Source organism: Actinomadura sp. 9N407 (assembly GCF_044326315.1).
Classification (GTDB): domain Bacteria; phylum Actinomycetota; class Actinomycetes; order Streptosporangiales; family Streptosporangiaceae; genus Spirillospora.
The window spans coordinates 334,742-361,363 of record NZ_JBIRAW010000001.1 but is presented as its reverse complement, the minus strand read 5'-3'; the positions used below and the strand labels follow the sequence as shown (position 1 = coordinate 361,363).

General features: G+C 72.8%; 21 protein-coding genes. 9 read left to right on the top strand and 12 right to left on the bottom strand.

The genetic code is table 11. From position 1 onward, the window contains the following. The first annotated feature begins 1 nt into the window (after position 1). Positions 2-715, top strand: coding sequence for a long-chain fatty acid--CoA ligase (locus ACH34Q_RS01510; RefSeq protein ID WP_395980842.1), 714 nt, complete (start codon positions 2-4; stop codon positions 713-715). On the opposite strand, the gene ACH34Q_RS01505 is transcribed toward ACH34Q_RS01510, so the two are convergent. Continuing rightward, positions 693-2,561, bottom strand: coding sequence for a SpoIIE family protein phosphatase (locus ACH34Q_RS01505; protein WP_395980841.1), 1,869 nt, complete (start codon positions 2,559-2,561; stop codon positions 693-695). The two genes, ACH34Q_RS01510 and ACH34Q_RS01505, sit on opposite strands and share 23 nt — an antisense overlap. A 100-nt stretch (positions 2,562-2,661) precedes the next feature. Here ACH34Q_RS01505 and ACH34Q_RS01500 point away from each other — a divergent pair, with 100 nt between their 5' ends. Together ACH34Q_RS01500 and ACH34Q_RS01495 are read left to right on the top strand one after the other, a co-directional pair. Then, complete coding sequence (locus ACH34Q_RS01500; RefSeq protein WP_395980840.1) at positions 2,662-7,497, top strand: HAMP domain-containing protein; 4,836 nt, start codon at positions 2,662-2,664, stop codon at positions 7,495-7,497. Beyond that, a complete protein-coding gene (locus ACH34Q_RS01495; protein ID WP_395980839.1) occupies positions 7,487-8,143 on the top strand; it encodes a PleD family two-component system response regulator in 657 nt (218 codons plus the stop codon). The genes ACH34Q_RS01500 and ACH34Q_RS01495 overlap by 11 nt, the downstream gene beginning before the upstream one ends. Before the next feature lie 29 nt (positions 8,144-8,172). Here the strand turns inward: ACH34Q_RS01495 and ACH34Q_RS01490 are convergent, their stop codons facing one another. Continuing rightward, positions 8,173-9,606, bottom strand: coding sequence for an aldehyde dehydrogenase (locus tag ACH34Q_RS01490; protein WP_395980838.1), 1,434 nt, complete (start codon positions 9,604-9,606; stop codon positions 8,173-8,175). Between the two features lie 150 nt (positions 9,607-9,756). On the opposite strand from ACH34Q_RS01490, the gene ACH34Q_RS01485 reads away from it, so the two are divergent. Then, a complete protein-coding gene (locus ACH34Q_RS01485; RefSeq protein WP_395980837.1) occupies positions 9,757-10,374 on the top strand; it encodes a disulfide bond formation protein DsbA in 618 nt (205 codons plus the stop codon). Positions 10,375-10,380: 6 nt separating this feature from the next. On the opposite strand, the gene ACH34Q_RS01480 is transcribed toward ACH34Q_RS01485, so the two are convergent. Together ACH34Q_RS01480 and ACH34Q_RS01475 are read right to left on the bottom strand one after the other, a co-directional pair. Beyond that, positions 10,381-10,833, bottom strand: a complete 453-nt coding sequence (locus ACH34Q_RS01480; RefSeq protein WP_395980835.1) for a dCMP deaminase — start codon at positions 10,831-10,833, stop codon at positions 10,381-10,383. Between the two features lie 7 nt (positions 10,834-10,840). Continuing rightward, entirely contained in the window at positions 10,841-11,527 is a 687-nt protein-coding gene (locus ACH34Q_RS01475; RefSeq protein WP_395980834.1) for a RibD family protein, read from the bottom strand. A gap of 295 nt (positions 11,528-11,822) precedes the next feature. On the opposite strand from ACH34Q_RS01475, the gene ACH34Q_RS01470 reads away from it, so the two are divergent. Together ACH34Q_RS01470 and ACH34Q_RS01465 are read left to right on the top strand one after the other, a co-directional pair. Continuing rightward, entirely contained in the window at positions 11,823-12,980 is a 1,158-nt protein-coding gene (locus tag ACH34Q_RS01470) for an exonuclease SbcCD subunit D (protein ID WP_395980833.1), read from the top strand. Beyond that, a complete protein-coding gene (locus ACH34Q_RS01465) occupies positions 12,977-16,003 on the top strand; it encodes an AAA family ATPase (protein ID WP_395980832.1) in 3,027 nt (1,008 codons plus the stop codon). Before ACH34Q_RS01470 ends, ACH34Q_RS01465 begins: the two co-directional genes overlap by 4 nt. A gap of 64 nt (positions 16,004-16,067) precedes the next feature. On the opposite strand, the gene ACH34Q_RS01460 is transcribed toward ACH34Q_RS01465, so the two are convergent. Both ACH34Q_RS01460 and ACH34Q_RS01455 read right to left on the bottom strand, forming a co-directional pair. Then, complete coding sequence (locus ACH34Q_RS01460; RefSeq protein ID WP_395980831.1) at positions 16,068-16,874, bottom strand: SAM-dependent methyltransferase; 807 nt, start codon at positions 16,872-16,874, stop codon at positions 16,068-16,070. A gap of 41 nt (positions 16,875-16,915) precedes the next feature. After that, the gene (locus ACH34Q_RS01455; protein WP_395980830.1) at positions 16,916-17,701 is read right to left on the bottom strand and encodes an SAM-dependent methyltransferase; all 786 of its coding nucleotides are present in this window, start codon (positions 17,699-17,701) and stop codon (positions 16,916-16,918) included. 176 nt (positions 17,702-17,877) lie between these two features. On the opposite strand from ACH34Q_RS01455, the gene ACH34Q_RS01450 reads away from it, so the two are divergent. After that, the gene (locus ACH34Q_RS01450; RefSeq protein WP_395980829.1) at positions 17,878-18,528 is read left to right on the top strand and encodes a response regulator; all 651 of its coding nucleotides are present in this window, start codon (positions 17,878-17,880) and stop codon (positions 18,526-18,528) included. A gap of 195 nt (positions 18,529-18,723) precedes the next feature. Further along, complete coding sequence (locus tag ACH34Q_RS01445; protein WP_395980828.1) at positions 18,724-19,530, top strand: IclR family transcriptional regulator; 807 nt, start codon at positions 18,724-18,726, stop codon at positions 19,528-19,530. Between the two features lie 32 nt (positions 19,531-19,562). Here the strand turns inward: ACH34Q_RS01445 and ACH34Q_RS01440 are convergent, their stop codons facing one another. Next, positions 19,563-20,288 carry a VIT1/CCC1 transporter family protein gene (locus ACH34Q_RS01440; RefSeq protein WP_395980827.1) on the bottom strand — a complete coding sequence of 242 codons (726 nt, stop codon included), beginning with the start codon at positions 20,286-20,288 and terminating at the stop codon, positions 19,563-19,565. 123 nt (positions 20,289-20,411) lie between these two features. On the opposite strand from ACH34Q_RS01440, the gene ACH34Q_RS01435 reads away from it, so the two are divergent. Then, complete coding sequence (locus tag ACH34Q_RS01435; RefSeq protein ID WP_395980826.1) at positions 20,412-21,032, top strand: neocarzinostatin apoprotein domain-containing protein; 621 nt, start codon at positions 20,412-20,414, stop codon at positions 21,030-21,032. Between the two features lie 53 nt (positions 21,033-21,085). Here the strand turns inward: ACH34Q_RS01435 and ACH34Q_RS01430 are convergent, their stop codons facing one another. Genes ACH34Q_RS01430 through ACH34Q_RS01410 form a run of 5 tightly spaced genes read right to left on the bottom strand, consistent with a single transcriptional unit; the run spans position 21,086 to position 26,494 of the window. Beyond that, positions 21,086-22,090 (bottom strand): oligopeptide/dipeptide ABC transporter ATP-binding protein, encoded by a 1,005-nt coding sequence (locus ACH34Q_RS01430; protein WP_395980825.1) that lies wholly within the window; start codon positions 22,088-22,090, stop codon positions 21,086-21,088. Continuing rightward, positions 22,087-23,034, bottom strand: a complete 948-nt coding sequence (locus ACH34Q_RS01425) for an ABC transporter ATP-binding protein (protein WP_395980824.1) — start codon at positions 23,032-23,034, stop codon at positions 22,087-22,089. The genes ACH34Q_RS01430 and ACH34Q_RS01425 overlap by 4 nt, the downstream gene beginning before the upstream one ends. After that, positions 23,027-24,583 carry an ABC transporter substrate-binding protein gene (locus ACH34Q_RS01420; RefSeq protein WP_395980823.1) on the bottom strand — a complete coding sequence of 519 codons (1,557 nt, stop codon included), beginning with the start codon at positions 24,581-24,583 and terminating at the stop codon, positions 23,027-23,029. The genes ACH34Q_RS01425 and ACH34Q_RS01420 overlap by 8 nt, the downstream gene beginning before the upstream one ends. A 16-nt stretch (positions 24,584-24,599) precedes the next feature. Next, the gene (locus ACH34Q_RS01415) at positions 24,600-25,517 is read right to left on the bottom strand and encodes an ABC transporter permease (protein WP_395980822.1); all 918 of its coding nucleotides are present in this window, start codon (positions 25,515-25,517) and stop codon (positions 24,600-24,602) included. Next, a complete protein-coding gene (locus ACH34Q_RS01410; RefSeq protein WP_395980821.1) occupies positions 25,514-26,494 on the bottom strand; it encodes an ABC transporter permease in 981 nt (326 codons plus the stop codon). Before ACH34Q_RS01410 ends, ACH34Q_RS01415 begins: the two co-directional genes overlap by 4 nt. Positions 26,495-26,622 lie beyond the last annotated feature (128 nt).

The window sequence follows — 26,622 nt, the reverse complement described above, 5'->3', positions numbered from 1 at the left end:
CATGGCCCTGGCCGTGCACGCCGTCAGCGCGGCGGGCGCCGTACCGGCCCCCCTGCCCCCGCACTCGTCCGCCCGGGAACTGGCGCGGCTGATGAACGAGTGCGAGGCGCGCTTCCTGATGACCGGCTCCGGCGAGGAGGCCGTGCTGGCGCTGGCCGCCACCGAACGCTCCTACGTCCGGCAGGTCTTCGCGTTCGGCGACCTTCCCGGGGCGACGCCCTTCGCCCGCCTCGTGGACAACCACGACCCTCGCGGCCCGGCCCGGGACGCGCCGCCCGACGTGGACCTCACCCGCGACATCGCCCTGAGGCTGTGCGACCCGCCCGAGGAGCTGACCCACGCCGACCGCCTCGCCGACCTGCGCACGCTCGGCGACCACGTCGGACTCGTCCGGCACGACGTGCTGGCCTGCTGCTCCTGGGACTGCTCGCCGTCGATGTGGCTCGGGCTCATGAACCTGTGCCTCATCCAGGGCGCCACGTTCATCGGCGTCGCCGACTCCGACGCCGACGTCCTGCTCAGGGAGATCCAGGTGCACGGCGCGACGCTGGCGGTCGTCAGCCCGGACAAGCTGCGGACCCTCGCCTACGAGAGCGAGGCCGTCCCGGAACGGGCCCCCGTACGGCTGCTGGTGACCGGCACGCCCGAGCCCGAGGCCGTCCGGGCCTGCCGCAACCGGCACGGCTGGGCCGTCACGCCTCTCGAGCGCCGCTGACGTCGGCGTTCCCGGCGCCGTAGTCCCCGGCGTCCGGGGCGACCCGCAGCGCCAGGATCGCCATGTCGTCGTCCAGCGGATCGGTGGCGAAGCCCCGCACCGCGGTCTGCACGCGCCGCGTCACCGCCCGCGCCGGGAGCCCGGCGCAGCCCGCCAGGATCCGGGCGAGCCCGTCGTCATCGTCGAGCAGCCGCCCGCCGTTGCGCCGCTCGGTGATCCCGTCGGTCACGCACAGCAGCAGGTCGCCGCGGGCCAGCCGCACGCTGTCGAGCCGGTACGTGCTCTCGCGGACGGCGCCGAGCAGGATCTGCGAGCCGCCGACCGGTGTCACCCCGCCGTCCGGCCGCAGCCGCAGCGGCAGCGGATGGCCCGCGGCCGCGACCGACAGCCGGACCCCGCCCGCGCCGTTCGATCCGTTCACGGTGTTCGCCGGGTCGGCCGTGTTCGCCGGGTCCGGCATGACCGGCTCCAGTTCGCCGTGCAGGACGGTCAGCATCCGGCTCCAGGCGTCGTCGATGATCGTCTCGTTCAGCCGGTCGAGTGCGCCCGCCGCGGTGTGCCCCTCCCGGGCCAGCGCGCGCAGCGTGTGCCGGGCCAGGCCGGTCACCGCCGCGGCCTCCGGACCGGTGCCGGCGACGTCGCCGAGCATGAACCGCCACCGGCCCGGACCCGCCGGGAACAGGTCGTAGAAGTCGCCGCCCGCCGCCGCGTTCCGCCCGGCCGGCGCGTACACCACGTCGTAGTCGATCCCCGGGATCGCCGGCAGCCGGGTGGGCAGCAGGCTGCGCTGCAGGACCTGGCTCGCGGCCTCCTGCTCGCCGTAGCGGCGCGCGGTGAGCAGCGCCTGGCCGACCCGGTCGCCGAGGTCCTCGGCCAGCCGGACCGGCTCGGAACGGAACTCGCCGCCCGCCGGGCCGCCGAGCAGGGTCACCCCGAGCCGCTGGTCGCGCCAGGCCAGCTGCAGCTCGCGCACCTCCGGGCCGCACACCCCGCGCTCGTGCGGGCCGAGCGTCCCGAGCCCGGCCCAGGGACGGGTCTCGCGCGGACGGCCGGGACGGGGGTCCTCGGCCGCCTCCAGCGCCGCCCGCAGCGCGCCGAGCCGCCGCTCGTCGGCGTGCCAGACATGCCGCAGCCGCCCGTATCCGGCCTGGTCGTCCAGGTAGAACGCGCACCAGGTGGCCAGCCGCGGCACGTACAGCTGCGCGGCGATGGCCAGCACCAGCTTCTCGTCCAGGGTGCCCGCGAGCAGGTCGCCGGCCTCGGCGAGAAAGCCGAGCCAGCTGCGGTATCCGCGGCGCGCCACCGTCTCGCGCTCGCGGATCGGCCGCGGCACCGGCACGCCCGCCGCGAGTGGGGCGCGGGGCTCGGAACGCTGCCGGACGCTCGGCTGCCCGTTCTGCGGAAGGACGGGCCCGGTCTCCTCCGCCGGTACGGGCCCGGCGGCCAGCTCGAACCACACCGTCTTGCTGGTCTTGGTGTACGAGACGCCCCAGCGGTCGGCGAGCGACTGGGTGAGCAGCAGGCCTCGTTCGGCCTCCTCCTGGTCCCTGGCCGGCTCGTCGGCCGGGGAACGCGGCGGGTGGGCGCCCACCTGGCGCATCGGGAGCAGGTCCCGTACCTCCACGCGAAGCCGCCCGGCCTCCTCGTCGAACGCGCAGTCCACGCCGATCTCGGTGCCCGCGTGCATGACCGCGTTGGTCACCAGCTCGCTGGTGACCAGCACCGCGTCGGCGGTGCGCTCGGGGGGCAGCGCCGACGCGCGCAGCGCGGTGCGGACCAGTTCGCGGGCGGCGGGCACCGCCGTGCGCTCGGGAGAGAAGACCGCGGTTCTTCGCGAAGCCGACACGATGACCCCCTTGAGGGAACATGCTGATTCGCGGGGTAGGTGCCGGAACATAGTGACAGAATGAACGGGCTCAGATACGCCGAGTCGGCAAGGTTCGCCCATGAGTGGATCCTCGAGCACCACATCAGCGGCCCAGCACGAGGGCTCCGCACCCGAACCCGCCGCGGCGCCCGTCCCGTCCGCAGAGCCCGGAACGCCTGCGGAGCCCGTCCCTTCGGCGGGGCCCGATACGCCCGCGGAGCAGCCGGTTCCCCCGTCCGGGCCGGTGTCCCCGGCCACGACCGAGGCGGGGCTGCGTTCGCTGCTGGAGGCGCTGCGGGCGCTGCGCGACGGCGACTTCCGGCCGCGCTTCAACGCGCCGGCCGAGGGCACGCTGGCCGAGATCGGCGAGGTGCTGGGCCAGATCCTGGACCGCAACGGGCATCTGGCCGACGAGCTGGGCCGGGTCTGCCGCGAGGTCACCCGCGAGGGACGGCTGGACGAGCGGCTGGCGGCCGGCCCCGGCCAGGGCCGCTGGCACACCGGCATCGAAGCGGCCAACACGCTGCTCGACCACATCAGTACCCCGCTGACCAACACCGCCCGGGTGCTGGAGGCGGTGGCGGCGGGCGACCTGTCGCAGCGGGCCGACCTGGAGGTGGGCAACCGCGCGCTGCACGGCGATCTGAGCCGGGCCGGCCTGGCCGCCAACCTGATGATCGACCAGCTCTCGCTGTTCACCGCCGAGGTGACCCGGGTGGCCCGCGAGCTGGGCACCGAGGGACGGCTCGGCGGGCAGTCCAAGGTCCGCGGCCTCACCGGCAGCTGGGCGCAGGTCACCGAGGCGGTCGACGACATGGCCACCCGGCTGACCGCGCAGGTCCGCGACATCGCGGTGGTGACCACGGCGGTGGCGCGCGGCGACCTCACCCGTACGGTCACGGTCGAGGCCACCGGCGAGATGCTGGAGCTGAAGCTGACCGTCAACACGATGGTCGACCAGCTGTCGGCGTTCGCGGACGAGGTGACGCGGGTCGCGCGCGAGGTGGGTACGGAGGGGCGGCTGGGCGGTCAGGCGCAGGTCCGAGGCGTGTCCGGCACGTGGAAGGACCTCACCGAGTCGGTGAACGTCATGGCCAGCAACCTGACGTACCAGGTCCGCAACATCGCCCAGGTGGCCACCGCCGTGGCCAAGGGCGATCTCAGCCAGAAGATCACCGTCGACGTCAAGGGCGAGCTGCTGGAGCTCAAGGACACCCTCAACACGATGGTCGACCAGCTGTCGGCGTTCGCCGACGAGGTGACGCGGGTCGCGCGCGAGGTGGGTACGGAGGGGCGGCTGGGCGGTCAGGCGCAGGTCCGGGGCGTCTCCGGCACCTGGAAGGACCTCACCGAGTCCGTCAACGGCATGGCCAACAATCTGACGTCGCAGGTGCGCAATATCGCGCAGATCACCAAGGCGGTGGCCGACGGGGATCTTTCGAAGAAGATCACGGTCGATGCGCAGGGCGAGCTGCTGGAGCTGAAGGACACCCTCAACACGATGGTCGACCAGCTGTCCGGCTTCGCGGGGGAGGTCACCCGCGTCGCGCGGGAGGTCGGCACGGAAGGACGCCTCGGCGGCCAGGCGCAGGTGCGAGGCGTTTCCGGAGTTTGGAAGGACCTCACCGACAACGTCAACTCGATGGCCAACAATCTGACGTCGCAGGTGCGCAATATCGCGCAGATCACCAAGGCGGTGGCCGATGGGGATCTTTCGAAGAAGATCACGGTCGATGCCCAGGGCGAGATCCTGGAGCTCAAGGACACGCTCAACACGATGGTCGACCAGCTCTCCGGATTCGCCGACGAGGTGACCCGCGTCGCGCGCGAGGTCGGCACCGAGGGCGAGCTGGGCGGCCAGGCGCAGGTACGCGGCGTCAGCGGCACCTGGAAGGACCTCACCGACAACGTCAACTTCATGGCCAACAATCTGACGTCGCAGGTGCGTAACATCGCGCAGATCACCAAGGCGGTGGCCGATGGGGATCTTTCGAAGAAGATCACGGTCGACGCCCAGGGCGAGATCCTGGAACTCAAGGACACCATCAACACGATGGTCGACCAGCTGTCGGCGTTCGCCGGTGAGGTCACCCGGGTCGCCCGCGAGGTCGGCACCGAAGGCCGGCTCGGCGGCCAGGCGCAGGTGCGCGGCGCGTCCGGGGTCTGGAAGGACCTCACCGACAACGTCAACTCGATGGCCAACAACCTGACGTACCAGGTCCGCAACATCGCGCAGGTGGCGACCTCGGTGGCGGGCGGCGACCTGACCAAGAAGATCACCGTGGACGCCCGGGGCGAGATCTTCCAGCTGAAGACCACGATCAACACGATGGTCGACACGCTGTCGGCGTTCGCCGACGAGGTGACCCGGGTCGCCCGCGAGGTCGGCACCGAGGGCGAGCTGGGCGGCCAGGCGCGGGTACGCGGCGCGTCCGGGGTCTGGAAGGACCTCACCGACAACGTCAACGCGATGGCGAACAACCTGACGTACCAGGTGCGCAACATCGCGCAGGTCACCACGGCCGTGGCCGACGGCGACCTGACCAAGAAGATCGACGTCGACGCGCAGGGCGAGATCCTCAAGCTGAAGACCACGATCAACACGATGGTCGACACGCTGTCGGCGTTCTCCTCCGAGGTGATCCGGGTCGCGCGCGAGGTCGGCAGCCGGGGCGAGCTGGGCGGCCAGGCCCAGGTGCCCGGGGTCACCGGCGCGTGGAAGGACCTCACCGACAACGTCAACCTGCTGGCCAGCAACCTCACCACCCAGGTCCGGGCGATCGCCGAGGTCGCCAGCGCGGTCAGCGGCGGCGACCTGACCCGGTCGATCTCGGTCGAGGCGCGCGGCGAGGTGGCCGAGCTCAAGGACAACGTCAACCTGATGGTGGCCACGCTGCGCGAGACCACCCGCGCCAAGGACTGGCTGGAGAGCAACCTGGCCAGGATCGCCGGGCTGATGCAGGGCCACCGCGAGCTGGTCGAGGTGGCCAGCCTGATCCTCAGCGAGCTGACCCCGCTGGTCGCCGCGCACTACGGCGCGTTCTTCCTGGTGCAGCACGAGGGCCGGGAGGAGCCGGTGCTGCGGCTGATCGCCGGGTACGGCTACCGCCGGCAGGGCAGCCCGAGCGAGGAGATCCTGTTCGGCGAGGGGCTGGTCGGGCAGGCCGCGGTGGAGAAGAAGCGGCTGATCCTGGTCGACACCCCGGTCGACTACCTCAAGATCTCCTCCGGTCTCGGCGAGGCGCCGCCCGCCTGCGTGGTGGTGCTGCCGATCGTGTTCGAGGACGCGGTGCTCGGCGTGATCGAGCTGGCCGCGTTCAGCCGGTTCAGCGACGTGCACCTGGCGTTCTTCGACCAGTTCGTCCATACGATCGGCGTCGCGATCAACACGATCCTGGCCAACGCCCGCACCGAGTCGCTGCTGGCCGAGTCGCAGCGGCTGACCCGGCAGCTGCGCGAGCGCTCCGGCGAGCTGCAGCGCCAGCAGGAGGAGCTGCGCCGCTCCAACGCCGACCTGGAGGACAAGGCCGCGCTGCTGGCCCGGCAGAACCGCGAGATCGAGGTGCAGAACACCGAGATCGAGGAGGCCCGCCGGGCGCTGGAGGAGCGGGCCGAGCAGCTGGCCCTGTCGTCGCGCTACAAGTCCAACTTCCTGGCCAACATGTCGCACGAGCTGCGCACCCCGCTCAACAGCCTGCTGCTGCTGGCCAAGCTGATGTGGGCCAACCCCGACGGCAACCTCACCTCCGAGCAGGTCAGGTTCTCCCGGACGATCTACGGTGCCGGCCGCGACCTGCTGCAGCTGATCGACGACATCCTGGACCTGTCCAAGATCGAGGCGGGCAAGATGGAGATCCATCCCGAGGAGATCCGGCTGGCCAAGCTGGTCGACTACGTGAACGTGACGTTCCGGCACATCGCGCTGGAGCAGGGCCTGGAGTTCGAGGTGGCGACGGCCGCCGGGCTGCCCGCCGCGCTGTGCACCGACGAGCAGCGGCTGCAGCAGATCCTGCGCAACCTGCTGTCCAACGCGATCAAGTTCACCACCGAGGGCTCGGTCCGGCTGGACATCTCCGTGGCCGCCGGCGCCTACTTCGCGCTGGAGCCGCTGCGCGAGGCGGAACGGGTGATCGCGTTCACCGTCACCGACACCGGGGTGGGGATCCCGCCCGGCAAGCTGGAGGACATCTTCGACGCGTTCCAGCAGGCCGACGGCACGACCAGCCGCAAGTACGGCGGCACCGGGCTGGGCCTGTCGATCTGCCGGGACATCGCCGAGCTGCTCGGCGGCGAGATCAGGGCGACGAGCCGGCCGGGCGAGGGCAGCACGTTCGTGCTCTACCTGCCCGAGCGCAACGCCCGGCCGGGCCGTACGGGCCGGCCGGCCGAGGCCGGCGGTGCCGACGGCGCCCCGCTGACCGCCGAGCTGGCCCCGCCGGGGACCGGGCGGCCGGCCAGGGTGGGCGAGGAGGCGGCCGAGCCCGGGCCGGTCGTCGCCAGGGACGAGCTGTTCGAGGGCCGTACGGTGCTGATCGTCGACGACGACATCCGCAACGTGTTCGCGCTGAGCACGGTGCTGGAACGCTCGGGCCTCAAGGTCCTCTACGCCGCCGACGGGCGCACGGGCATCGAGACCCTGGAGCAGAACGAGGACATCGCGCTGGTGTTCATGGACGTGATGATGCCGGGGATGGACGGCTACGCCACCACCCGGGCGATCCGGGCGATGCCGCAGTTCGCCGCCATGCCGATCGTCGCGCTCACCGCCAAGGCGATGAAGGGCGACCAGGAGAAGAGCCTGGTGGCGGGCATGTCCGACTACGTGACCAAGCCGGTCGAGATCGAGCACCTGTTCGCGGTGCTGCGCCGCTGGCTGGACACCACCGATACCGAGCGGGGACGGGATGGACGATGACGGGGCCAGGATCCTGCTGGTGGACGACCAGGAGGAGAACCTGCTGGCGCTGGCGGCGATCCTCAAGAGCGTGGACGCCGAGACGGTGTCGGTTCGCTCCGGCGAGGACGCGCTGCGGGCGCTGATGACCGGCGACTACGCGGTGATCCTGCTGGACGTGCTGATGCCGGAGATGGACGGCTTCGAGACCGCGTACCACATCAAGCGCAAGGACCGGACCCGCGAGGTGCCGATCATCTTCCTGACCGCCGCGCGCAGCGAGCCCGACCTGGCCTTCCGGGGGTACGCGGTGGGCGCCGTCGACTACCTGGTCAAGCCGTTCGACCCGTGGGTGCTGCGCTCGAAGGTCGACATCTTCATCGAGCTGCACCGCGAGCGCCGCAGATCGCGGGAGCGGGCGGCGATCCTGGACGGGCTCTTCCCCGGCGCGACCGGGCTGTCGCGCGGAGCGCTGCTGGTGGGCACGCTCGGCGAGCGGCTCACCGGGATCGAGTCGGCGCGCGACGCGCTGGCCGGCCAGGTCGGGGACATCGCGGCCGATGACGTGGCGGCGAAAGAGGCCCTCCAACTCCTGGAGCAGGAGCTGGAGGGCCTCCGTGCCGCGTACGAGGCCCTGTTCGGGCGCCGCGAGCAGGCCGTTCCCTGAGCGCGCGTTGCAGGCGCGCGGGTGGGAGTTCAGGCGGGGCGGGGGATGGCCTTGTACTCCAGGTACGGCGACAGGCCCTCGGGCCCGAGCTCGCGGCCGAGACCGCTGTCCTTGTAGCCGCCGAACGGGGTGTTGGGCTCCATGATGTACATGTTGACGCCGCAGCTTCCGGTACGGATCCGGCGGGCGACCTCGACGCCGTGGTCGACGTCGGCGGTCCAGACCGAGCCGCCGAGGCCGTAGTCGCTGTCGTTGGCGATCCGGACCGCGTCCTCCTCGTCGTCGTAGGACAGCAGCGCCAGCACCGGGCCGAAGATCTCCTCGCGGGCGATCCGCATGTCGTTGGTGACGCCGCCGAACACGGTCGGCGCGACGTACCAGCCGCGGTCGTGCGGGCGGTCCAGGCCGCCGGCGATGACCTTGGCGCCCTCGTCCTGGCCGATCCGGATGTAGCCCTCGACGCGCTCCTGCTGCCGGCGGGCGACCAGCGGGCCGATCTCGGTGGTGTAGTCGGCCGGGTCGCCGACCGACAGGCCGCCGACCATGGTGGCGAGCGCGTCCGCGACCTCGTCGTAGCGCGACCGCGGCGCCAGGATGCGGGTCTGCGCGGCGCAGGCCTCGCCGTTGTTCATCAGCGAGGCCAGCTTGAAGCCCTCGATGGTGGAGGCCAGGTCGGCGTCCTCCAGGATGATGGCCGCCGACTTGCCGCCCAGCTCCAGCGTGACCGGGCGCAGCCGCTGCCCGCAGGCGGCGGCGATCTTGCGGCCGGCGTCGGTCGAGCCGGTGAAGGCGACCTTGTCGACGCCGGGGTGCTCGACCAGGTACGCGCCGGTCTCGCGGCCGCCGGGGACGATGTTGACCACACCGTCCGGGATCCCGGCCTCCTTGATCCACTCGGCCAGCAGGTAGGCGTCCAGCGGCGTCTCGGGGGACGGCTTGGCCACCACGGTGCAGCCGGCGATCAGCGCCGGGGCGAGCTTCATGATGAAGGTGAACTGCGGGACGTTCCACGGGTAGATCGCGGCGACGACGCCGACCGGCTCGCGGGTGACGGTCACCGGGCCGAGCATCCCGGGACGCTCTTCCTCCCAGGTGAACGTGCCGGCCAGGTCGATGTAGTACTGCAGCGTCATCTGCGGGATGGCGGCCTGGGCGAAGATCGAGAACCCGATCGGGGAGCCCATCTCCTCGGTGACCAGGTCGGCCATCGACTGCTGCCGCTCGGCGTAGATCGCCGACAGCCGGCCGAGGATCTCGGCGCGCTCGGCGGGCGTCATCCGCGGCCACGGGCCGCGGTCGAACGCCTCCCGCGCGGCGGCGACGGCGGCGTCCATGTCGGCGGGGGTGCCGTCGGGAACCCGTCCGATGATCTCCTCGGTGTGCGGCGAGATCACGTCGATCGTGCCGGTGCCCGAAGGGGTGGTCCACTCGCCGCCGATGAACAGCCGATCGTGCTCGCGCATACTGCCGTACCTTCCCGCGCAGGGACACCGCCCGGATGCCCCTGCTTGCCTGACCGAATGCTTGCTTGGCCCACAGCATCGCATGCCGCCCCTGGGCCTTGGCAAGGGGAATGAGACTACAGTCTCATTCGGGGATGGGACCATGGCCGGATGCTGATCGCGAACTTCTGGTTCGACCCGTCCTGCCCGTACACCTGGATCACCTCCCGCTGGCTGCTGGAGGCCGCCCGGGTCCGTCCGATCGAGATCCGCTGGCACGTGCTGAGCCTGTCGGTGCTGAACGAGGACCGCGACGACGATCCGGAGGGAGACCCCGAGGGCTACCTGTGGTTGCCGGTACGGATCTGCGCGGCCGTCGCCGCCGGGCACGGCCAGGAGGCACTCGGCCGCTTCTACACCGCCCTCGGCACCCGTACCCAGCGAGGAGACGAGGAGGCGGCGTGGGACGAGGACACGGTGCCCGCCGCGCTCACCGAGGCCGGGCTGCCGGTCGAGCTGGCCGATGCCGCCACGACCGAGGACTACGACGCCGCCGTACGCGCCTCGCACGAGGAGGGCATCGCCAAGGTCGGTACCCATGTCGGCACGCCGATCATCGCGGTGACCGACGAGAACGGCACCGAGACGGCGTTCTTCGGCCCGGTCATCTCGCGCATCCCGCGCGGCGAGGAGGCCGGGCGGCTGTGGGACGGCACGCTGCTGGTCGCGGCCGTCGAGGGCTTCCACGAGCTGAAGGGCCGCCCGCACGCGGCACCCGTCACCTACTGAGCCGGGTCACCGATCGAGCAGGTGGGCGTTGGGTTCGCGGGCGCGATCGGCCAGGTCAGGAAGCTCGACGATCTCGATGCCGTGCGCGAGGAGCCGCTCGGCGCCCGTTCCCTCGACGAACAGCACCGGCTCGCGCCAGGCGAACACGACCCGCGCCAGGCCCGCCTCGATGATGCGATCGGTGCACGTCAGGGGACGCGACCTGCGCTCACCGCACGGCTCCAGCGAGCTGTAGATCGTCCCACCGGCCAGAACGGCGGCGTCCGTCTTGGCCAGGGCCGACTCCTCGGCATGGTCGTGCGGATCGGACTCCCGGGAGAAGCCCCGGGAGATCTCGCGGCCGTCCGTGCCGACGATGACCGCGCCCACCGAGAACGCCGTCCGCGACGGCGGGCAGCGGCGGGCCAGATCGCAGGCCAGCCGCAGCCACCGCTCGTCGTCCACGGTGTCTTCGACCACGGGGTCCTCAACCACGGGAACCGCCGGCGAGGTAGCGCAGCAGCACCAGGTCGCCGATCCGGGTGGACTCGGCCAGCCGCATCGGCCGCGCCGGCGACTGCGGGAACACCCCGGGCCCGGCGAAGCGCGGCGCGGACGGATCGCCGATGAAGAACGGCGCGATCACCAGCTGCAGCTCGTCGGCCAGCCCGGCGGTGAGGAAGCGGGTGTGTACGGCGCCGCCGCCCTCGACCATCAGCCGCCGCACGCCCCGGGACGCCAGGTCCGCCAGCATCGCCGGCAGGCTCACCGGGTCGCCCGCGTCCACCACCTCCGCCAGCCCGTCCAGGCGCTTGGCCAGAACGGGAACGGTGCCGGGCGGCGCGTACACGAGCTTGGGCGACTCGCCGGTGGTGAAGAACCGCGAACCGGGATCGAGTTCCCCGGTCGTGGTCAACGTCACCTTGGTGAGATCGGGCGGCAGCCCGCGTTCGACCCGCCGGTGCCGCCGGGACGCCGAGCGGACGAGCAGCTTGGGGTCGTCGGCCCGGATCGTTCCGGCGCCGACCAGGATCGCGTCGCAGGTCGCGCGCACGCCGTCCACCCGGTCGAAGTCGGCAGGGGTGGACAGCCGCAGCCGGTCCGGGCTCGCGTCGTCGATGTACCCGTCGACCGACATCGCGCAGCTCAGCAGCACGTAAGGACGCTCGCTCACGCCCGTCAGCCTAGGGCCTGTTTTTAAAGTCCCGGCCCACGGTGACTCGCCTGGCGGCTCGCCACCGTGACCGTGCCTTGTGCGAGCGCGACATCGCTTCGCGATCTGGCCGGGGAGGCTCGCCTCCGGCTTCGCCTCCCCGGCCAGGTAGCGCGCTCGCGCGGTGGCTTAGGCGGTCCGTTCGGGGATTGGGCCCGCGGTGACCCCGTTTGCCCGGAGATATCGGTGATCGTTCGGGGTTCGTCGGCGTTTCTGTGCCGGAAGTGTCGGGGGTGGTGCCTAGGGTGGCTGCGACATGCGACTTCTCCATACCTCCGACTGGCATCTGGGCCGATCGTTCCACCGCGAGGACCTGCTCGGCGCCCAGGGCCGCTTCGTCGACCACCTGGTCGAGACCGTACGGTCTCCGCCCGATGGCCGGCGGGTCGACGCCGTCCTCATCTCCGGCGACGTCTACGACCGGGCACTGCCCGCGGTGGACGCCGTCCGGCTGTGCAACGAGGCACTGGAGCGGCTGGCGGAGCTGACCCGGGTGGTGCTGATCGCGGGCAACCATGACTCGGTCCAGCGGCTCGGCTTCGGCTCGTCGCTGATGGACGCCGGCGGCGTGCACATCCGCACCGACCCGGCCCGGGTGGGGGAGCCGGTCGTCATCGGCGACACCGCGATCTACGGCATCCCGTATCTGGAGCCCGAGATCGTCCGGAACACCTGGACCCTCGACGAGCGCAGCCATTCCGCCGTGCTGTCCGAGGCCGTCCGCCGCGTACGGGCCGACCAGGTCGAGCGGCCGGGCACGCGCTCGGTGGTGATGGCGCACGCGTTCGTCACCGGAGGCACGGGCGGGGAGCCGGAGACCAGCGACAGCGAGCGCGACATCTCCGTCGGCGGTGCCTCCAGCGTCCCGGCGGGCCTGTTCGAGGGCATCGACTACGTGGCGCTGGGCCACCTGCACGGCAGGCAGCGGATCACCGATCGGGTGCGCTACTCCGGCTCGCCGCTGGCCTACTCGTTCTCCGAGGAGCACCACGTCAAGGGCTCGTGGCTGGTCGACCTGCACGACGGCGGGCTCGATGCCGCGTTCGTGGAGTCGCCGGTGCCGCGCCGCGTCGCGCGCGTTTCGGGCCGCATCGACGAGCTGCTGTCGCATCCGCGCTTCGAGCCGTACGAGGAGTGCTGGCTCCAGGTCACGCTCACCGACCCCCGCCGTCCGTCCGCCGCGATGGAGCGCCTGCGCCGCCGGTTCCCGCACGCGCTGGTGCTCGCGTTCGAGCCCGACGGCGGCACCGGCGACGGCGGCCGCACCTGGTCCGAGCGGATCAGGGAGCGTTCGGAGCTGGACATCGCGGGCGACTTCGTCACCGAGATGAGCGACGCCCCGGCCGCCGGGCCCGAGCGCGAGCTGCTGCACGAGGCCTTCGAGGGCTGCCGGCGGAAGGAAGCGCTCGCATGAGGCTGCACCGGCTGGGGGTCACCGCGTTCGGGCCCTTCTCGGGTACGGAGGAGATCGACTTCGACGCGCTGTCGGAGGCCGGGCTGTTCCTGATCCAGGGCCAGACGGGCGCGGGCAAGACCAGCGTGCTCGACGCCGTCTGCTTCGCGCTGTACGGGCAGGTGCCCGGGGCGCGCAACGCGGTGAAGGGCCTGCGCAGCGACCATGCCGCCGCCGAGACGGCACCGCGCGTCGTGCTGGAGACCACCATTCGCGGCCGCCGGCTGCGCATCTCCCGTTCCCCCGGCTGGGAGCGGCCCAAGCTGCGCGGCACCGGCACCACCTCGGAGAAGCCCAAGGCCCTCCTCGAGGAGCTGGAGCACGGCGAGTGGGTCGGGCTGACCAACCGGATCGACGAGGCGAGCGACCAGATCGGTCAGCTGCTCGGCATGACGGCCCCGCAGTTCTGCCAGGTGGCGATGCTGCCGCAGGGCGAGTTCGCGAGCTTCCTGCGGGCGGGCGCCGAGGATCGCCGCAAGGTCCTCGAACGGCTCTTCGCCGCCGAGGTGTTCACGCATGTCGAGAAGTGGCTGGCCGACCGGCGCGCGGACACCGGCCGCGACGCGATCGCGCTGCGTACCGGCGCCGAGTCCATCGCCGAGCGCGTCGCCGAGGCGACCGGGGCACCGCCGCCGGGTGGCAAGGCCGCGGCCCAGGTGCCCAAGCCCCGCCAGGGCGAGCCGCCGGCCGAGCCGTTCGACGAGATCGAGGTGCTGCCCGCCTGGGCCGCCGAGCTGGCGGGACAGCACGAGGCGATCCGCGCGTCCGCCGAGGAGCTGCGCGTCCGTGCCGCCGACGGCGAGCAGGCCGCCCGTTCCGCGCTGAACGAGGCGCACGCCCTCGCCGACCGGCAGCGGCGGCACGCCGAGGCGCTGCGCCGCCGCGACGCGCTCCAGGAGCGGGCCGCCGATCGCGCCGAGCTGACCTCGCGGCTGGACGCGGCGGCCCGCGCCGACCGCGTGGTGCCGCTGGTGCGCAACCTCACCGACCGGACGCACCGCGCCAAGTCCGCGCACGACCGCGCGGCCCTCGCCCGTTCCCGGGTCGCGGTGCTCACCGGGCCCAACGCCGCCGAGGACGTTCTGGCCAAGGCCGAGCGGACGCGGCGCGACGACATCGCCGCGCTCGACGCCAAGCGCGAGACGTCCCGGCGGCTCGTGCAGGTCACCGGCGAACGGCACGGCCTGGCCGGCGAGCGCGAGCGGCTGGAGCCCAAGGAGGCCGAGCTCGCCGCGACCCTCGGCGAGCTGCCCGGGCTGGTGGAGGCGCAGCGGGGACTCTACGAGGACGCCCGGATCACCGCGGCGGGCCGTCCCGGTGCGGTGGCCGCCGTCCAGGACGTCCGGCGCCGGCTCGACGACGCGGAGCGGCGCGATCGGCTGGCCGGCCTGCTCGGCGACGCCGAGGACGCGCAGCGGCAGGCGGTCGACGCGGCCCAGGCGGCCCGCGACCGGCTGCAGGAGCTGCGGCAGGCGCGCCTGGAGGGCATGGCCGCGACGCTCGCGGCCGATCTGCGCGACGGGGAGCCGTGCCGGGTGTGCGGTTCGGCCGAGCATCCCGAGCCCGCCGCGGCCCTCGGCCTCATCCCCGGCGAGGAGGACGAGGACCGCGCCCAGTCGGCGTACGAGCAGGCGCAGGAGCGGCGCGACGACGCGTCCAAGCAGGTGGAGTCGCTGCGGGCGCAGCGCGACGCGGCCCTGGAGAGCGTCGGCGAGACGCCCGCCGCCGACCTGGCCGCCGAGCTCGACGGCGCCGAGCGGGCGCTGGCCGGCGCGGAGGCGGCGGCGGCCGAGGCCGAGCGCATGGAGGCGCTGCTGCACCGGGCCGAGCGGGAGCTGGAGCAGGCCCGCGACCAGCGCGACGAGATCGCGCGGACGCTCGTCACCAACCGGGCGCGCGATGGGGAGCTGGCTGCGCAGCAGGAGCTGATGCGCACCGAGTTGGACGAGGCGCGCGGTGACGACCCGTCCCTGGAGGCCCGGGTCGAGCGCCTGCGCGCCGAGGCCGACGCGCTGGGCGAGGCCGTCCGCACCCTGCAGGACGCCGACCGTGCCGCCGGGGAGCTGGCCGCCGCCCGCGCCGAGGCCAGGGCCGCCGCCACCAACGAGGGGTTCCGGTCACCCGACGAGGTCGGCGCCGCCGCGCTGTCCGACGAGGAGCAGGCCGGGCTGCGCGACCAGGTGCGCCGGTTCGAGGACCAGGAGGCCGCGGTCAAGTCCGCGCTCAAGGACCCCGAGCTGGCCGCGGCCGCCCGCGAGCCCGCACCCGACCTGGCCACGCTGGAGGCGGCCGTCGAGGCCGCCGAGTCGGCGCATTCCGAGGCGGCCACGGCCGCCGAGCGGGCCCGGCGCCGCTGCGACCGGCTCGACGTGCTGCGCGGCGAGCTGGCCGGCGCGGTCCACCTCTGGCGGCCCGCCGCCGAGCGGCACCGCGTGGCCGAACGGCTCGCGGGCCTGGCCTCGGGCAAGTCGCCGTCCAACCGGCTCGGCATGTCGCTGTCGGCGTACGTGCTGGCGGCCCGGCTCGAGCAGGTCGTCGCGGCGGCCAACGAGCGGCTCGGCCGGATGTCGGCGGGCCGCTACGCGCTGCTGCACACGGTCGGCAAGTCGGCCGGCGACCGGTCCAGGAGCGGCGGCGGGCTCGGCCTGCTCGTGGTGGACGGCTGGACGGGCGTGCGGCGCGACCCGGTCACGCTGTCGGGCGGCGAGTCGTTCATCACCTCGCTGGCGCTGGCGCTGGGCTTGGCCGACGTGGTCACGGCCGAGGCCGGCGGCACCGAGATCAACACGCTGTTCGTGGACGAGGGCTTCGGGACCCTGGACGAGGAGACCCTCGACGAGGTCATGGACGTCCTGGACGGGCTCCGCGACGGCGGCCGCGCGGTCGGCATCGTCAGCCATGTCGCCGAGCTGCGCACCCGGGTCCCCGCCCAGCTGCGCATCACCAAGCGCCGGGCCGGATCCACCGCCACCGTCGCCGTCTGAGCCCGGGGCGCCGTCCGATCACGGCCGCCGTCCGCCCCGGGCGTCGCCCGATCCCGGGGCGTCCTCAGGGCTTGCGGGCGACGGCGGCGAGCAGCCGGCCCGAGGGCGGGTCGTACGGGCGGTCGGGACGCCAGTCGGGCGAGGGCACCACGCCGGGTTCCAGCAGCTCGAAGCCGTCGAAGAACCCGGTGATCCGTTCGCGCCCCCGGAACAGGCTCACCAGCCCGGCCTCCTGGAGCAGGCTCTCGGTCCGCGCCAGGTCCTCGGCGGGCATGCCGTCGGCGGTGATGTCGCACAGCGCCAGATGGCCGCCGGGCGCCATCGCGTCGCGGAACGCGGCCACGACCCCTTCCGGGTCCTCCTCGTCGCGGATCTGCGACAGCACGCCGCACATCAGCACGCCCACCGGCCGGTCGAAGTCGATCAGCGCGGTGACCTCGGGAAGCCGCAGGATGGCCGCCGGGTCGCGGGCGTCGCCCCGTACGGCGGTGGCTCCGCGCACCTGGTGCAGCAGCGCCTGGAAGTGGACGACCGCGACCGGATCGTGGTCGACGTAGACGACGGTGCCGTCCGGATCGGTGCCGTGCACGATCTGGTGCACGTTGCCCTTGCCGGGCAGCCCGCAGCCGACATCGACGAACTGCCGGACCCCGGCGGCGAGCAGGTGGCGTACGGCGCGCCGCATGAACTTGCGGTTCTCCCTGGGCAGCAGGCTCAGCGCGGGCAGCGTTTCCAGCAGCCGCTGCGCGATGGCGCGGTCCGGTTTGAAGTTGTCCTTGCCGCCCAGCGCGAAGTCGCTCATCCGGGTACTGGTCGGGACGGTGAAGTCGAGCGGGGCGCGGCGGGGGGCGGGCGGGTCTGGATCGGTCATCGCTGTTCCTCAGGGGCGGCGCGGCCAGGCGGGGGACCACGTCAGGGTTTGCGTGCGACACCGCCGATGAGCCAGCCGGTGGCGGCCTCGTGCGCCCGGTCGGGACGCCAGTCCGGCGCGTCGACCAGGCCCGGATCGGCCAGCTCCAGCCCGTCGAAGTAGCCGGCGATGTACGCCCGGGGCCGCAGCGTGATCATCACCCCGGTGCGCTCGACCAGCTCGTCCCGGATGGCGGCCTCCTCGGGGGTGAGGTTCTCGTCGGTGAGGTCGCACAGGGCGAGCCGGCTGCCGGGCGCCATGGCCTCCCGGAACGCGCGGGCCGTGGCGGCGGGATCGTCCTCGTCCAGCAGATGGCTCAGCACGCTGCACATCAGCACGCCGACCGGACGGTCGAAGTCGATCAGCCCGGTGACCTCGGGATGCTTCAGGATGGCCGCCGGCTCGCGCGCGTCGGCGTGCACGGCGGTCGCCGCCGGCACCGAGTGCAGCCGCGACTGGTAGTGCACGATGGCGACCGGATCGTTGTCGACGTACACCACGGGCGCGTCCGGGGCGGTGCCGTGGACGACCTCGTGGACGTTGCCGTTGCCGGGAAGGCCGCAGCCGATGTCGATGAACTGCCGGACGCCCTCGTCCAGCAGGAACCGCACCGCCCGCCGCATGAACTTGCGGTTCTCCCGGGGGAGGAGGCGGGCGGCGGGGAGCGATTCGAAGGCCTGCAAGGCGACATCGCGATCGGGGGTGTAGTTGTCCTTGCCACCGATCGAGAAGTCGTAGATACGGGAGCTTGCCGGGCCGGTGAGGCCGTGGGGGTCGCGCGTCGTCATTCCATCACCTGTCCACTGACCACGAAGTCATATCCTGGCATCGGAGCGCGACGAAATCAGTACTCTACGCACGGCGTTTTCTGGATTTTTCATACTCGTCCGGCTCGACCGGACGCCCGGAATCAACCTTTCGATCGATGTGGCCCGCGTCCCCCGCCGCTTACGTTGAGCGCGAGATGAGGAAGGACCCGGGGCGGCCGATCCGTATCCTGCTGGTGGACGATCACCCCGTCGTGCGCTCCGGCATCCGCGCCATGCTGCTCGGCCGGCCCGACTTCGAGCTGGTCGGCGAGGCGGCGACGGGGGAGCAGGGCGTCGCCGAGGCGCGCCGGCTGCGGCCCGCCGTCGTGCTGATGGACCTGCGGCTCGGCGCCGGGATGCACGGGAGCGAGGCGGCCCGGCGGATCACCGCGTCCGGTGCCGGTGCTCCCCGGGTCCTGGTGCTGACCACGTTCGACGGCGACTCCGACATCCTCGCCGCCATCGAGGCGGGCGCCATCGGCTACCTGCTGAAGGACGCGCCGCCCGAGCGGCTGTACGCCGCGATCCGGTCGGCGGCCGCCGGGGACAGCGCGCTCGCGCCCAGCGTCGCCTCCCGGCTGCTCGGCCGGCTGCGGGCCCCCGCCGCCACGCTGACCGGCCGGGAGCTGGAGGTGCTGGCCCTGGTCGCCGAAGGGCTGTCGAACCGGCGGATCGGCAAGCGCCTGTTCCTCAGCGAAACCACGATCAAGACCCATCTGGTGCACATCTACGCCAAGCTCGAGGTCGATTCCCGCACGGCCGCGGTCGCCGCCGCCACGCGTCGCGGCCTGATCCGCCCCTCCTGAACGAGCCCCCGTACCGGCCTCGGGTCCTTCCGTGCTTCCTCGCTCCACCCGAGCGTGTTCCATCATCTGGAATATTGTTCCAGGATGGGAGTGTGATCTACCTTGGGTACCGGATGCGGTCGCCGGAGCGGGCGCGCCAGGGCCTGAAGGCTGAGATCGCCGGCTGAACACGGCGCCCGACCAGTAGGGACTCCCATGCCCATGGACACATCCAAGCCGGTCCGCCGCCGCGGCGAGTCGTCGAGCAAGACGGTCGCCACCGTGGAACGTGCCGTGGACGTGCTCGTGCTGTTCGCCGAGCCCGGTTCGACCACCCTCGGCGTGACCGAGATCGCCGAGCGGCTGAGCCTGTCCAAGGCCGCGGTGCACCGCATCCTCGCGTCACTCCGGGTGCGCGGGCTGATCCAGCTGGACGAGTACACCCGCCGCTACGCGCTGGGCGTCACCACGATGCGGCTCGGGCTGGCCTATCTCGATCGCATCGACATCCGGCGGATCGCGGCCCCCGAGCTGGAGGGCCTGTCCCGCTCGCTGTCGGAGACCGCGACGCTGTCGATCCGTACGGGCGATTCCCGGGTGTACGTGGACCAGGTGACCCCGAGCCGCGAGGTCATGATGTCGGTGAACCTCGGGTTCCCCTATCCGCTGCACGCGGGCGGCTCGTCCAAGGCGTTCCTGGCGTTCCTGGACGAGGAGGAGATCGACGCCTACTTCGCCGGCACGCCGCTCGTCCGGCTGACCGAGCGCACCGTCGTCGACGAGAAGGCCCTGCGCAGGGAGCTGAAGACCATCCGCAGGCGCGGCTACGCCCAGTCGATCGCCGAGCGCCAGCCCGGCTCGGCCTCGGTCGCCGCGCCGGTGCTCGACCATCACGGCAGGCCGGCGGGCGTCATCAGCGTCTGCGGCCCGGCCGAGCGCTTCCGCGGCGAGGCCAAGAAATGCGCCGAGGCCCTGCTCGAAGTGACGCGCAAGCTGTCGGCGGAGATCGGCTACAGCGGCTGACGGACCGGGTCGCGAGTGGGACGCCGGGAGGTTCATGACAGGCCGGCGCCGACCAGGCCGCCGATGCCGAACGTGGCGGCGGCGGCCAGGCCGCCGAGGACGAGCTGCCGCAGCGCGCCGCGCCACCAGGGGCGGGCGGTCAGCCGCGCCACGACCGCCCCGGCGGCGAGCAGGGCCAGCGTGCTCGCGACCGCCGCGACGAGCAGGCCGTCGGCGCCGAGCATGAACGGCAGCACCGGGATGATCGCGCCGAGCGCGAAGGCGGTGAACGAGGAGCCGGCGGCCACGTACGGCGAGGGCAGATCGTCGGGGTCCACACCGAGCTCCTCGCGGACGTGCACGCGCCAGGCCACCTCGGGTCGCTCGGACAGCTGCCGGGCCACCGAGCCCGCCGTCCTCTCGTCCAGCCCGCGGGCCCGGTAGAGGGCGGTCAGCTCGGCGAGCTCGCCGTCGGGGTCGCGGGCGAGCTCGGTGCGCTCCACCTCGATCTCGGCCCGCATCAGCTCGGTCTGCGAGGCCACCGAGGTGTACTCGCCGGCGGCCATCGAGCAGGCCCCGGCGGCCAGCCCGGCCAGCCCGGTGATCACCACCGTGGCGGACGAGGCGCCGCCGCCGACCACCCCGCTGATCAGGGCGAAGTTGGACACCAGCCCGTCCATCGCGCCGAACACCGCCGGGCGGAGCCAGCCGCCGGTCACGTCGCGGTGCCCGCGATGGTGCTCGGCGGGCGGGGACGAGGGCGGTGCCTCGGTGCTCATGGAGGTCCTCTCGGGGCTCGCCGGCCGGTCTTGTTTTACGACACTATGTCGTGAAACAGTGTTCCGCAAGTCACTGCCGAGGTTCCTTCGGAGCCTGCGGCAGAACCCCGAGGGAGGCCCCTGATGCCCGCGATTCGTCCCGTACCGGCCTGGGCCAGGCCGCTGGCCGCGTCCCTGCTCGCCGCCGCCCTGGCGCCGGCCACGCTCGCCACCACCACCGCGTCCGCCTCGGCGGCCAAGCCGGAGCTCACCGTCACCCCGTCCGGCGACCTCGCCGCCGGTACGCGGATCACGGTCAAGGGCACGGGCTTCGAGGCGGAGAAGATCCTGTTCGTGGCCGTCTGCGACAGCAAGAAGCCGCTCGGCGCGGCCTGCGACACCGGCAACTACGCCAAGGCGACCACCGGTGCCGACGGCTCGCTGTCGGCCAAGCTCAAGGCCGTGCCGGTCTACGGCGACACCGATTGCACCAAGACCTCGTGCGCGCTGATGACGAACGATCCGGCCGACCCCACGTCCACCCGCAACTTCGTCACGGTGCCCCTCACCTTCGCCGGTGGCGGCGGCGCGTCCGGAGCGCCCGCCGTCGCCGCCTCCCCGCCGGCGCAGGCGGTGCCCGCGGCGAAGAAGGACGAGGGCTCGGGGACCACGCTCCTGGTGGGCGGCGCCATCGCGGTGCTGGTCGTGGCGGGCGTGGTGATCCTCCTGATCAGGCGCGGCCGGTCCGCTCCCGGCAAGCCCTAGCCTGCGGCGTGCTCGGGGGCGGGACGGGACGACCGTCCCGCCCCCGGCCGCCGTCATCGGTCCCCGGTGGCCGCGGTGCCGAGGAGTTCGGTGTCGCGCAGGCACGCGCTCCGCCGGTCCCCGATGTCCACGAGCGCCGGAAGCTCGCGGCCGCACAGGTCCACCGCGTACGGGCAGCGCGGATGGAACGCGCAGCCCGGCGGCGGGTTCACCGCCGAGGGCACCTCCCCGCTCAGCGCCACCAGCCCGCGCCGGGACGGGTCGGGCACGGGGATCGCGGCCAGCAGCATCCGCGTGTACGGATGCCGAGGTGAGGTGAAGATCTCCTCGGCGGGGCCCGACTCCACCACCCGTCCCAGGTACATCACCGCGACATGGGTCGCCAGATGCCGGGCGATGTCCAGCTCGTGGGTGATCAGCACGTAGCCGAGCCCGAGCGACGCGCGCAGGTCCAGCAGCAGGTTGACCAGCGTCGCCTTCACACCGACATCGAGGCTGGCGGTCGGCTCGTCCAGGACGATCGCCCGGGGCGAGGCGGCCAGTGCCCGCGCCACGGTGACGCGCTGCAGCTCGCCGCCGCTCACGCCGGCGGGCCTGCGGGCGGCGTACTCCGGGGGCAGCCCGACCTGTTCCAGCAGCTCCGCGACCCGCGCGGCACGTTCGGCGGCCGACGCGCACAGCCCGTGCACGGCCAGCGGCTGCCCGATCGCATGGCCGATGCTCTTGCGCCGGTTCAGCGCCGACCAGGGGTTCTGCGAAACGAACTGGACCGTACGGCGCAGCTTGCGCGGCAGCCGCGCCCTCGCCGGCACGCCGTCGATGCGCACCTCGCCCAGGGTCGGCCGCGACAGCCCCACCGCGAGCCGCGCGATGGTCGACTTGCCGCAGCCCGATTCGCCGACGATCGCGAGGGTCTCGCCGGGCGCCAGCGACAGCGACACGTCCTCGACGGCGTGCACCATCCGGCGCCTGCGCGGGTCGAGGCCCCCGCCGAGCACGAACCTGCGGGTGACCCGGTCGAGTTCGAGTAGCGGCGGCTTCTCCGGTGGCGCGGTCATGCGGACTCCTCGGCGCGATGGCAGCTGACGGTGGCCCCGGGCGTGACGATCTGTCGCGGCGCCTCGTCCTGGCAGCGCGCCAGCACGACCGGGCAGCGCGGCGCGAACGCGCATCCCGGGTGGCGCGCGGCGCCGACGGCACTGCCCTGGATGGCGCCGAGGCGGTCGCCCGGCTTGGTACGGCCGGGCAGTGCCGCCAGCAGTGCCTGCGTGTACGGGTGGCGCGGTGCCGCGAAGATCTGCCCGACCGTGCCGGTCTCGACGAGCCGTCCGCTGTACATCACCGCCACCCGGTCGCACACCTGCGCGACGACGGCGAGATCGTGGGTGATGTAGAGGATGCCCAGGCCGAGCCGGTCCCGGAGGTCGAGCAGCAGCCGCAGCACCTGGGCCTGGACGGTGGCGTCCAGCGTCGTGGTGGGCTCGTCGGCGATCAGCAGGTCGGGGCGGCGCGCCAGCGCGGCGAGCACGATGAGCAGCCGCTGCAACTGGCCCCCGGAGAAGCGGTGCGGGTAGTCGCGGGGCCGGTCCAGGACGGCTCGGAGCCCGACCTGTTCCAGCAAGGGCGTGAGGTCCTGGCCGCCGCCGTACCACCGCAGTTGCGCCAGTACCGGGGTGGCCGGGCTGAGCGAGGTCATCGGCCGCTGCGGTACGAGCCCGATGCGGCTCGCGCGCAGCCGCCGCATGGCCTCCTCCGCGAGGCCGCCCAGTTCGGTGCCGTCGAACGTCAGGCCGGTGGCGCGCGATCGTGCGCCGGGCGGCAGGGTCCGGGTCAGTGCGGCGCACACGGTGCTCTTACCGCTGCCGGACTCGCCGACCAGGCCGAGCACCTCGCCCCGGCGGAGCTGGAAGGTCACCCCGCGCACGGCCGGGACGGGCACGCCGGCAGGTCCGGGGTAGTCGACGTGCAGGTCCTCGACGTCCAGCAGGATCGGCTCAGGCACCGGACCCTCCCGCCGGCCGGATCCGGGAGACGCCGAGGCGGCTGATCCGCATCTGGGCCGGATCCATCGCCGTCACGCCGTCGCGCTGCCCGACGACCATCTTCGGATACACCGGCGGGAACATCACGGTGTCCTCCGCGAGCGTGCGGTTGACCTGTTTCAGCAGCCTGTCGCGCTCGGCCTGGTCGGAGGTCTCCCAGACCCGCGCGAGGGCGCGGTCCACGGCGGCATCACGGTAGCCGCAGGCCAGGACGCCGCCGGACTGGGCGGGGGAGAGCGTGAGGTAGTTCGCGGCGCCGCTGGTGAAGCCGCTGGCGAACCTGTTCATGATCATCTGGTAGTCGCCGGAGATCCAGCGCTGCGCCCACGGGCCGCTCTGCAGCACCTCCAGCTTCACCGTCACGCCGAGCCGCTTCCAGTTCTCCACCAGGATCTGCGCGATGCCCTCGATGGTCTGGCTCGCGGCGATGGTGAGGGTGAAGGCGCGCTCCGCGCCGCCCGCCGCGTCCAGGAACCGCTCGGCCTGCACCAGGTCCGGCCGTGCGGGGAACACCCTCAGGCCGGGGTCGTAGCCGCGTTCGGCGGGCCCGATCGGTCCCTGGCCGACGGTCGCGGCGCCGCCGAAGACCTTGTCGACCACGGCCTGCCGGTCCATTGAGTACGCGATCGCCCTGCGGAAGTTCGCGTCGTCGAACGGCCGGTCGCCCACCTTGACGTAGGTGAGGATGTCGATCGGGGCGTCCACCTTGTGCACGGTCACCCGCCTGTTGCCGCGCAGCAGCGGCAGCGCGGCGACCGGCAGGTTCGTGGCGACGTCCAGCGTGCCGGCGCGCAGGTTCACCGCGCGGGTGGAGCCGTCCGGGACGATCTTGTACTCCAGCCGCTGGAACGGCGCCCCGGTCCCGTGGTGGCCGGGATGAGCGCTCAGCGAGTAGCCGAGCCCGGCGGCCACCCGGTCGAGCCGGTACGGCCCGGTGCCCATCATCGTGTCCTTGCGCCGGACGAAGGAGCGGTGCGTGATCGGCAGGTTGGTCAGGTGCGACCGCAGCAGCCCGTACCGGCGGTTGAGCTTGATCTCCACCGTGTGCGGGTCCACCGCGCGGGCGCCGGCGTAGTAGTGCAGGAAGTAGACGATCCATTCGCTGCCGCCGGCCAGCGCGGTCACGTGCCGGAGCGAGGCCACGACGTCCTCGGCGGTGAACGGGTCGCCGTTGTGGAACGTGACCCCCTTCTTGAGCGGGATCGTCACGGTGAGCCCGTCCTCGGACACCCGCGGCTCGGCGGCCGCTAGCAGCGGGACCGACCGCAGTTCGCCGTCGTAGTCGTACAGCGACTCCATGATCGGCTCGGCGATCCAGCGGGTCACCTCGCTGCCGGAGTCGAGCGGGTTCATGTTGCCCGGGCCCGCCTCGACCCCGATCCGCAGCACGCCGCCCGAGGAGGCGTCCGTCCCCGCGCAGCCGGTCAGCGGGATCGCGGCGGCGCCGGACGCCAGCGCCGCCAGGACGCGGCGCCGCGACAGGGCCGGTGTCGGTGCGTTGGCCATCATCGAAACCTCCGGGGGGTCATCGCGGGGTACCGCGCTCGCCGAGGCCGTCGGCCAGAGCGTCGCCGATCAGGTTGAAGCCGAGGATCCCGGCGAGCATCACCGCGCCGGGCAGGACCGAGTACCACCAGACGCCGCCCGGCAGGTAGCCGGTGCCGCCGCCGGTCAGGTTGCCGAGGGTGGCCTGCGGCAGCTGGACGCCGAGGCCGAGGAAGCCCAGCCCGCCCTCGGCGAAGATCGCCAGGGCCATCGCCAGGAACGCCTGCACGACCATCGCGGGCAGCACGTTCGGCAGCAGCTCGCCGAGGACGATCCGCGAGCGCGGGACGCCGACGACGCGCAGCGCGGCCACGTAGTCCTGGCCGGCCTCCGCCATCGTGGCAGAGCGGGCGACCCGGGCGAAGTAGGGGATGAACGCGAACCCCAGCAGCAGCACGACCTTGGTGGTGATCGTGATGGCGACGGGGCCGAGATGGCCGGTCCCGGTGCCGGTGAGCCCGATCACGAACATCGCCAGCACGAACATCGGCAGCGCCTGGACGGTCTCCAGCGCGCGCATGATCAGGTCGTCGGTGAGCCGGCCGCCGAGGTAGCCCGCCAGCACGCCCAGGGGCAGGGCGACCAGCAGTCCGAGTGCCACCGCCGAGAGGCTGACCAGCAGGGAGACCCGGGTCCCGACGGCCGCGCGGGCCAGCAGGTCGCGGCCCAGTTCGTCGGTGCCGAACGGGTGGCCGGGACTGGGGCCGGCGAGCACGGCGGCGCTGCCGGCGTTCGGGTCGGACGTGACCAGCGGCCCCACGACGGCCAGCAGGCAGAACAGCAGGGCGCAGCCGGCCCCGAACCAGGTCAGCGCGTCGCGGGGACGGCCCCACGTCCAGCGGCGCGGCCTCGCCCGCTCGCGGGTGCCGGGTCCGGTGAGCGTTCCGGCCGAGCTCATGCGGCCTCCGTCCCGGAGAGCACGCTCTCCCTGATCCGGGGATCGATGGCCATCTGGGCGAGGTCGACCAGCAGGTTGGTGATCAGGTAGAGCACCGCGACCGCCAGGCAGCAGCCGGCCGCGACGGGGTAGTCCTGGCGGCGGAAGGAGTCGACCATCAGCTGGCCGAGCCCCGGGATGCCGAACACGTTCTCGATCAGGATCGCGCCGCTGAGCAGCATGCCCAGCATCAGGCCCACGACGGTCACGGTCGGGATGGCGGCGTTGCGCAGCGCCACCTTGCGCACGATGAACCGGCGGCGCATCCCCATCGAGGTCGCGAACGACACGTAGTCGCGGTCCAGTACCTCCAGCAGCGAGCCGCGGAGCGTCCGCGCGACCACGGCGAAGGCGGGCAGGCCGAGCACGAAGGAGGGCAGGACCATGGAGGCCAGATGCGGGCCCGGCCCGTCCCCGGGAGGGACGTAGCCGACCGGGAACACGCCGGTGATGTAGACGCCGAAGACCAGCACGAAGGCCAGTCCCAGCCAGAAGCTCGGTACCGAGAGGGCGATCACGCTGAACACGCGGAGGAAGCCGTCGAAGAACGATCCCCGGCGCAGCGCCGCCAGGCATCCGGCGACGGCGCCGATCGTCATCCACACCCCGCCCGACAGCGCCGCCAGTTCCAGCGAGACGGGCACCCGCTGGGTGAGCGAGGTCCAGACCGGCTGCCCGGAGAACACCGACTCGCCCAGGTCCCCGGCCAGGATGCGGCGCAGGTAGCGGGCGTACTGCTCGGGCAGGGACGCGTTGAGGCCCAGCCGTTCGGCGACCGCCGCGCGGCCCTCCTCGCTGTAGCTGTAGCCGAGCAGCGTGTGTAGAGGGGACTGCCGGGCGAGAGCCGCAGCAGGAAGAACACCAGCGAGATGACCACGAAGACGGTGGCCAGCAGCGACAGCGTTCGCCGGAGCACGTACAGGGCCAAGAGGGATCACCCCTTCCGGTCGAATTCCGGAATCAGGTTCCTGCCACAGGAACGCTCCTGAGGCAGGAAGGAGGGCGCCGGCGGTCCGATGCTAGGACCGCCCGCGCGGGACCGGCGTCATCCGAACGATGGATTGCC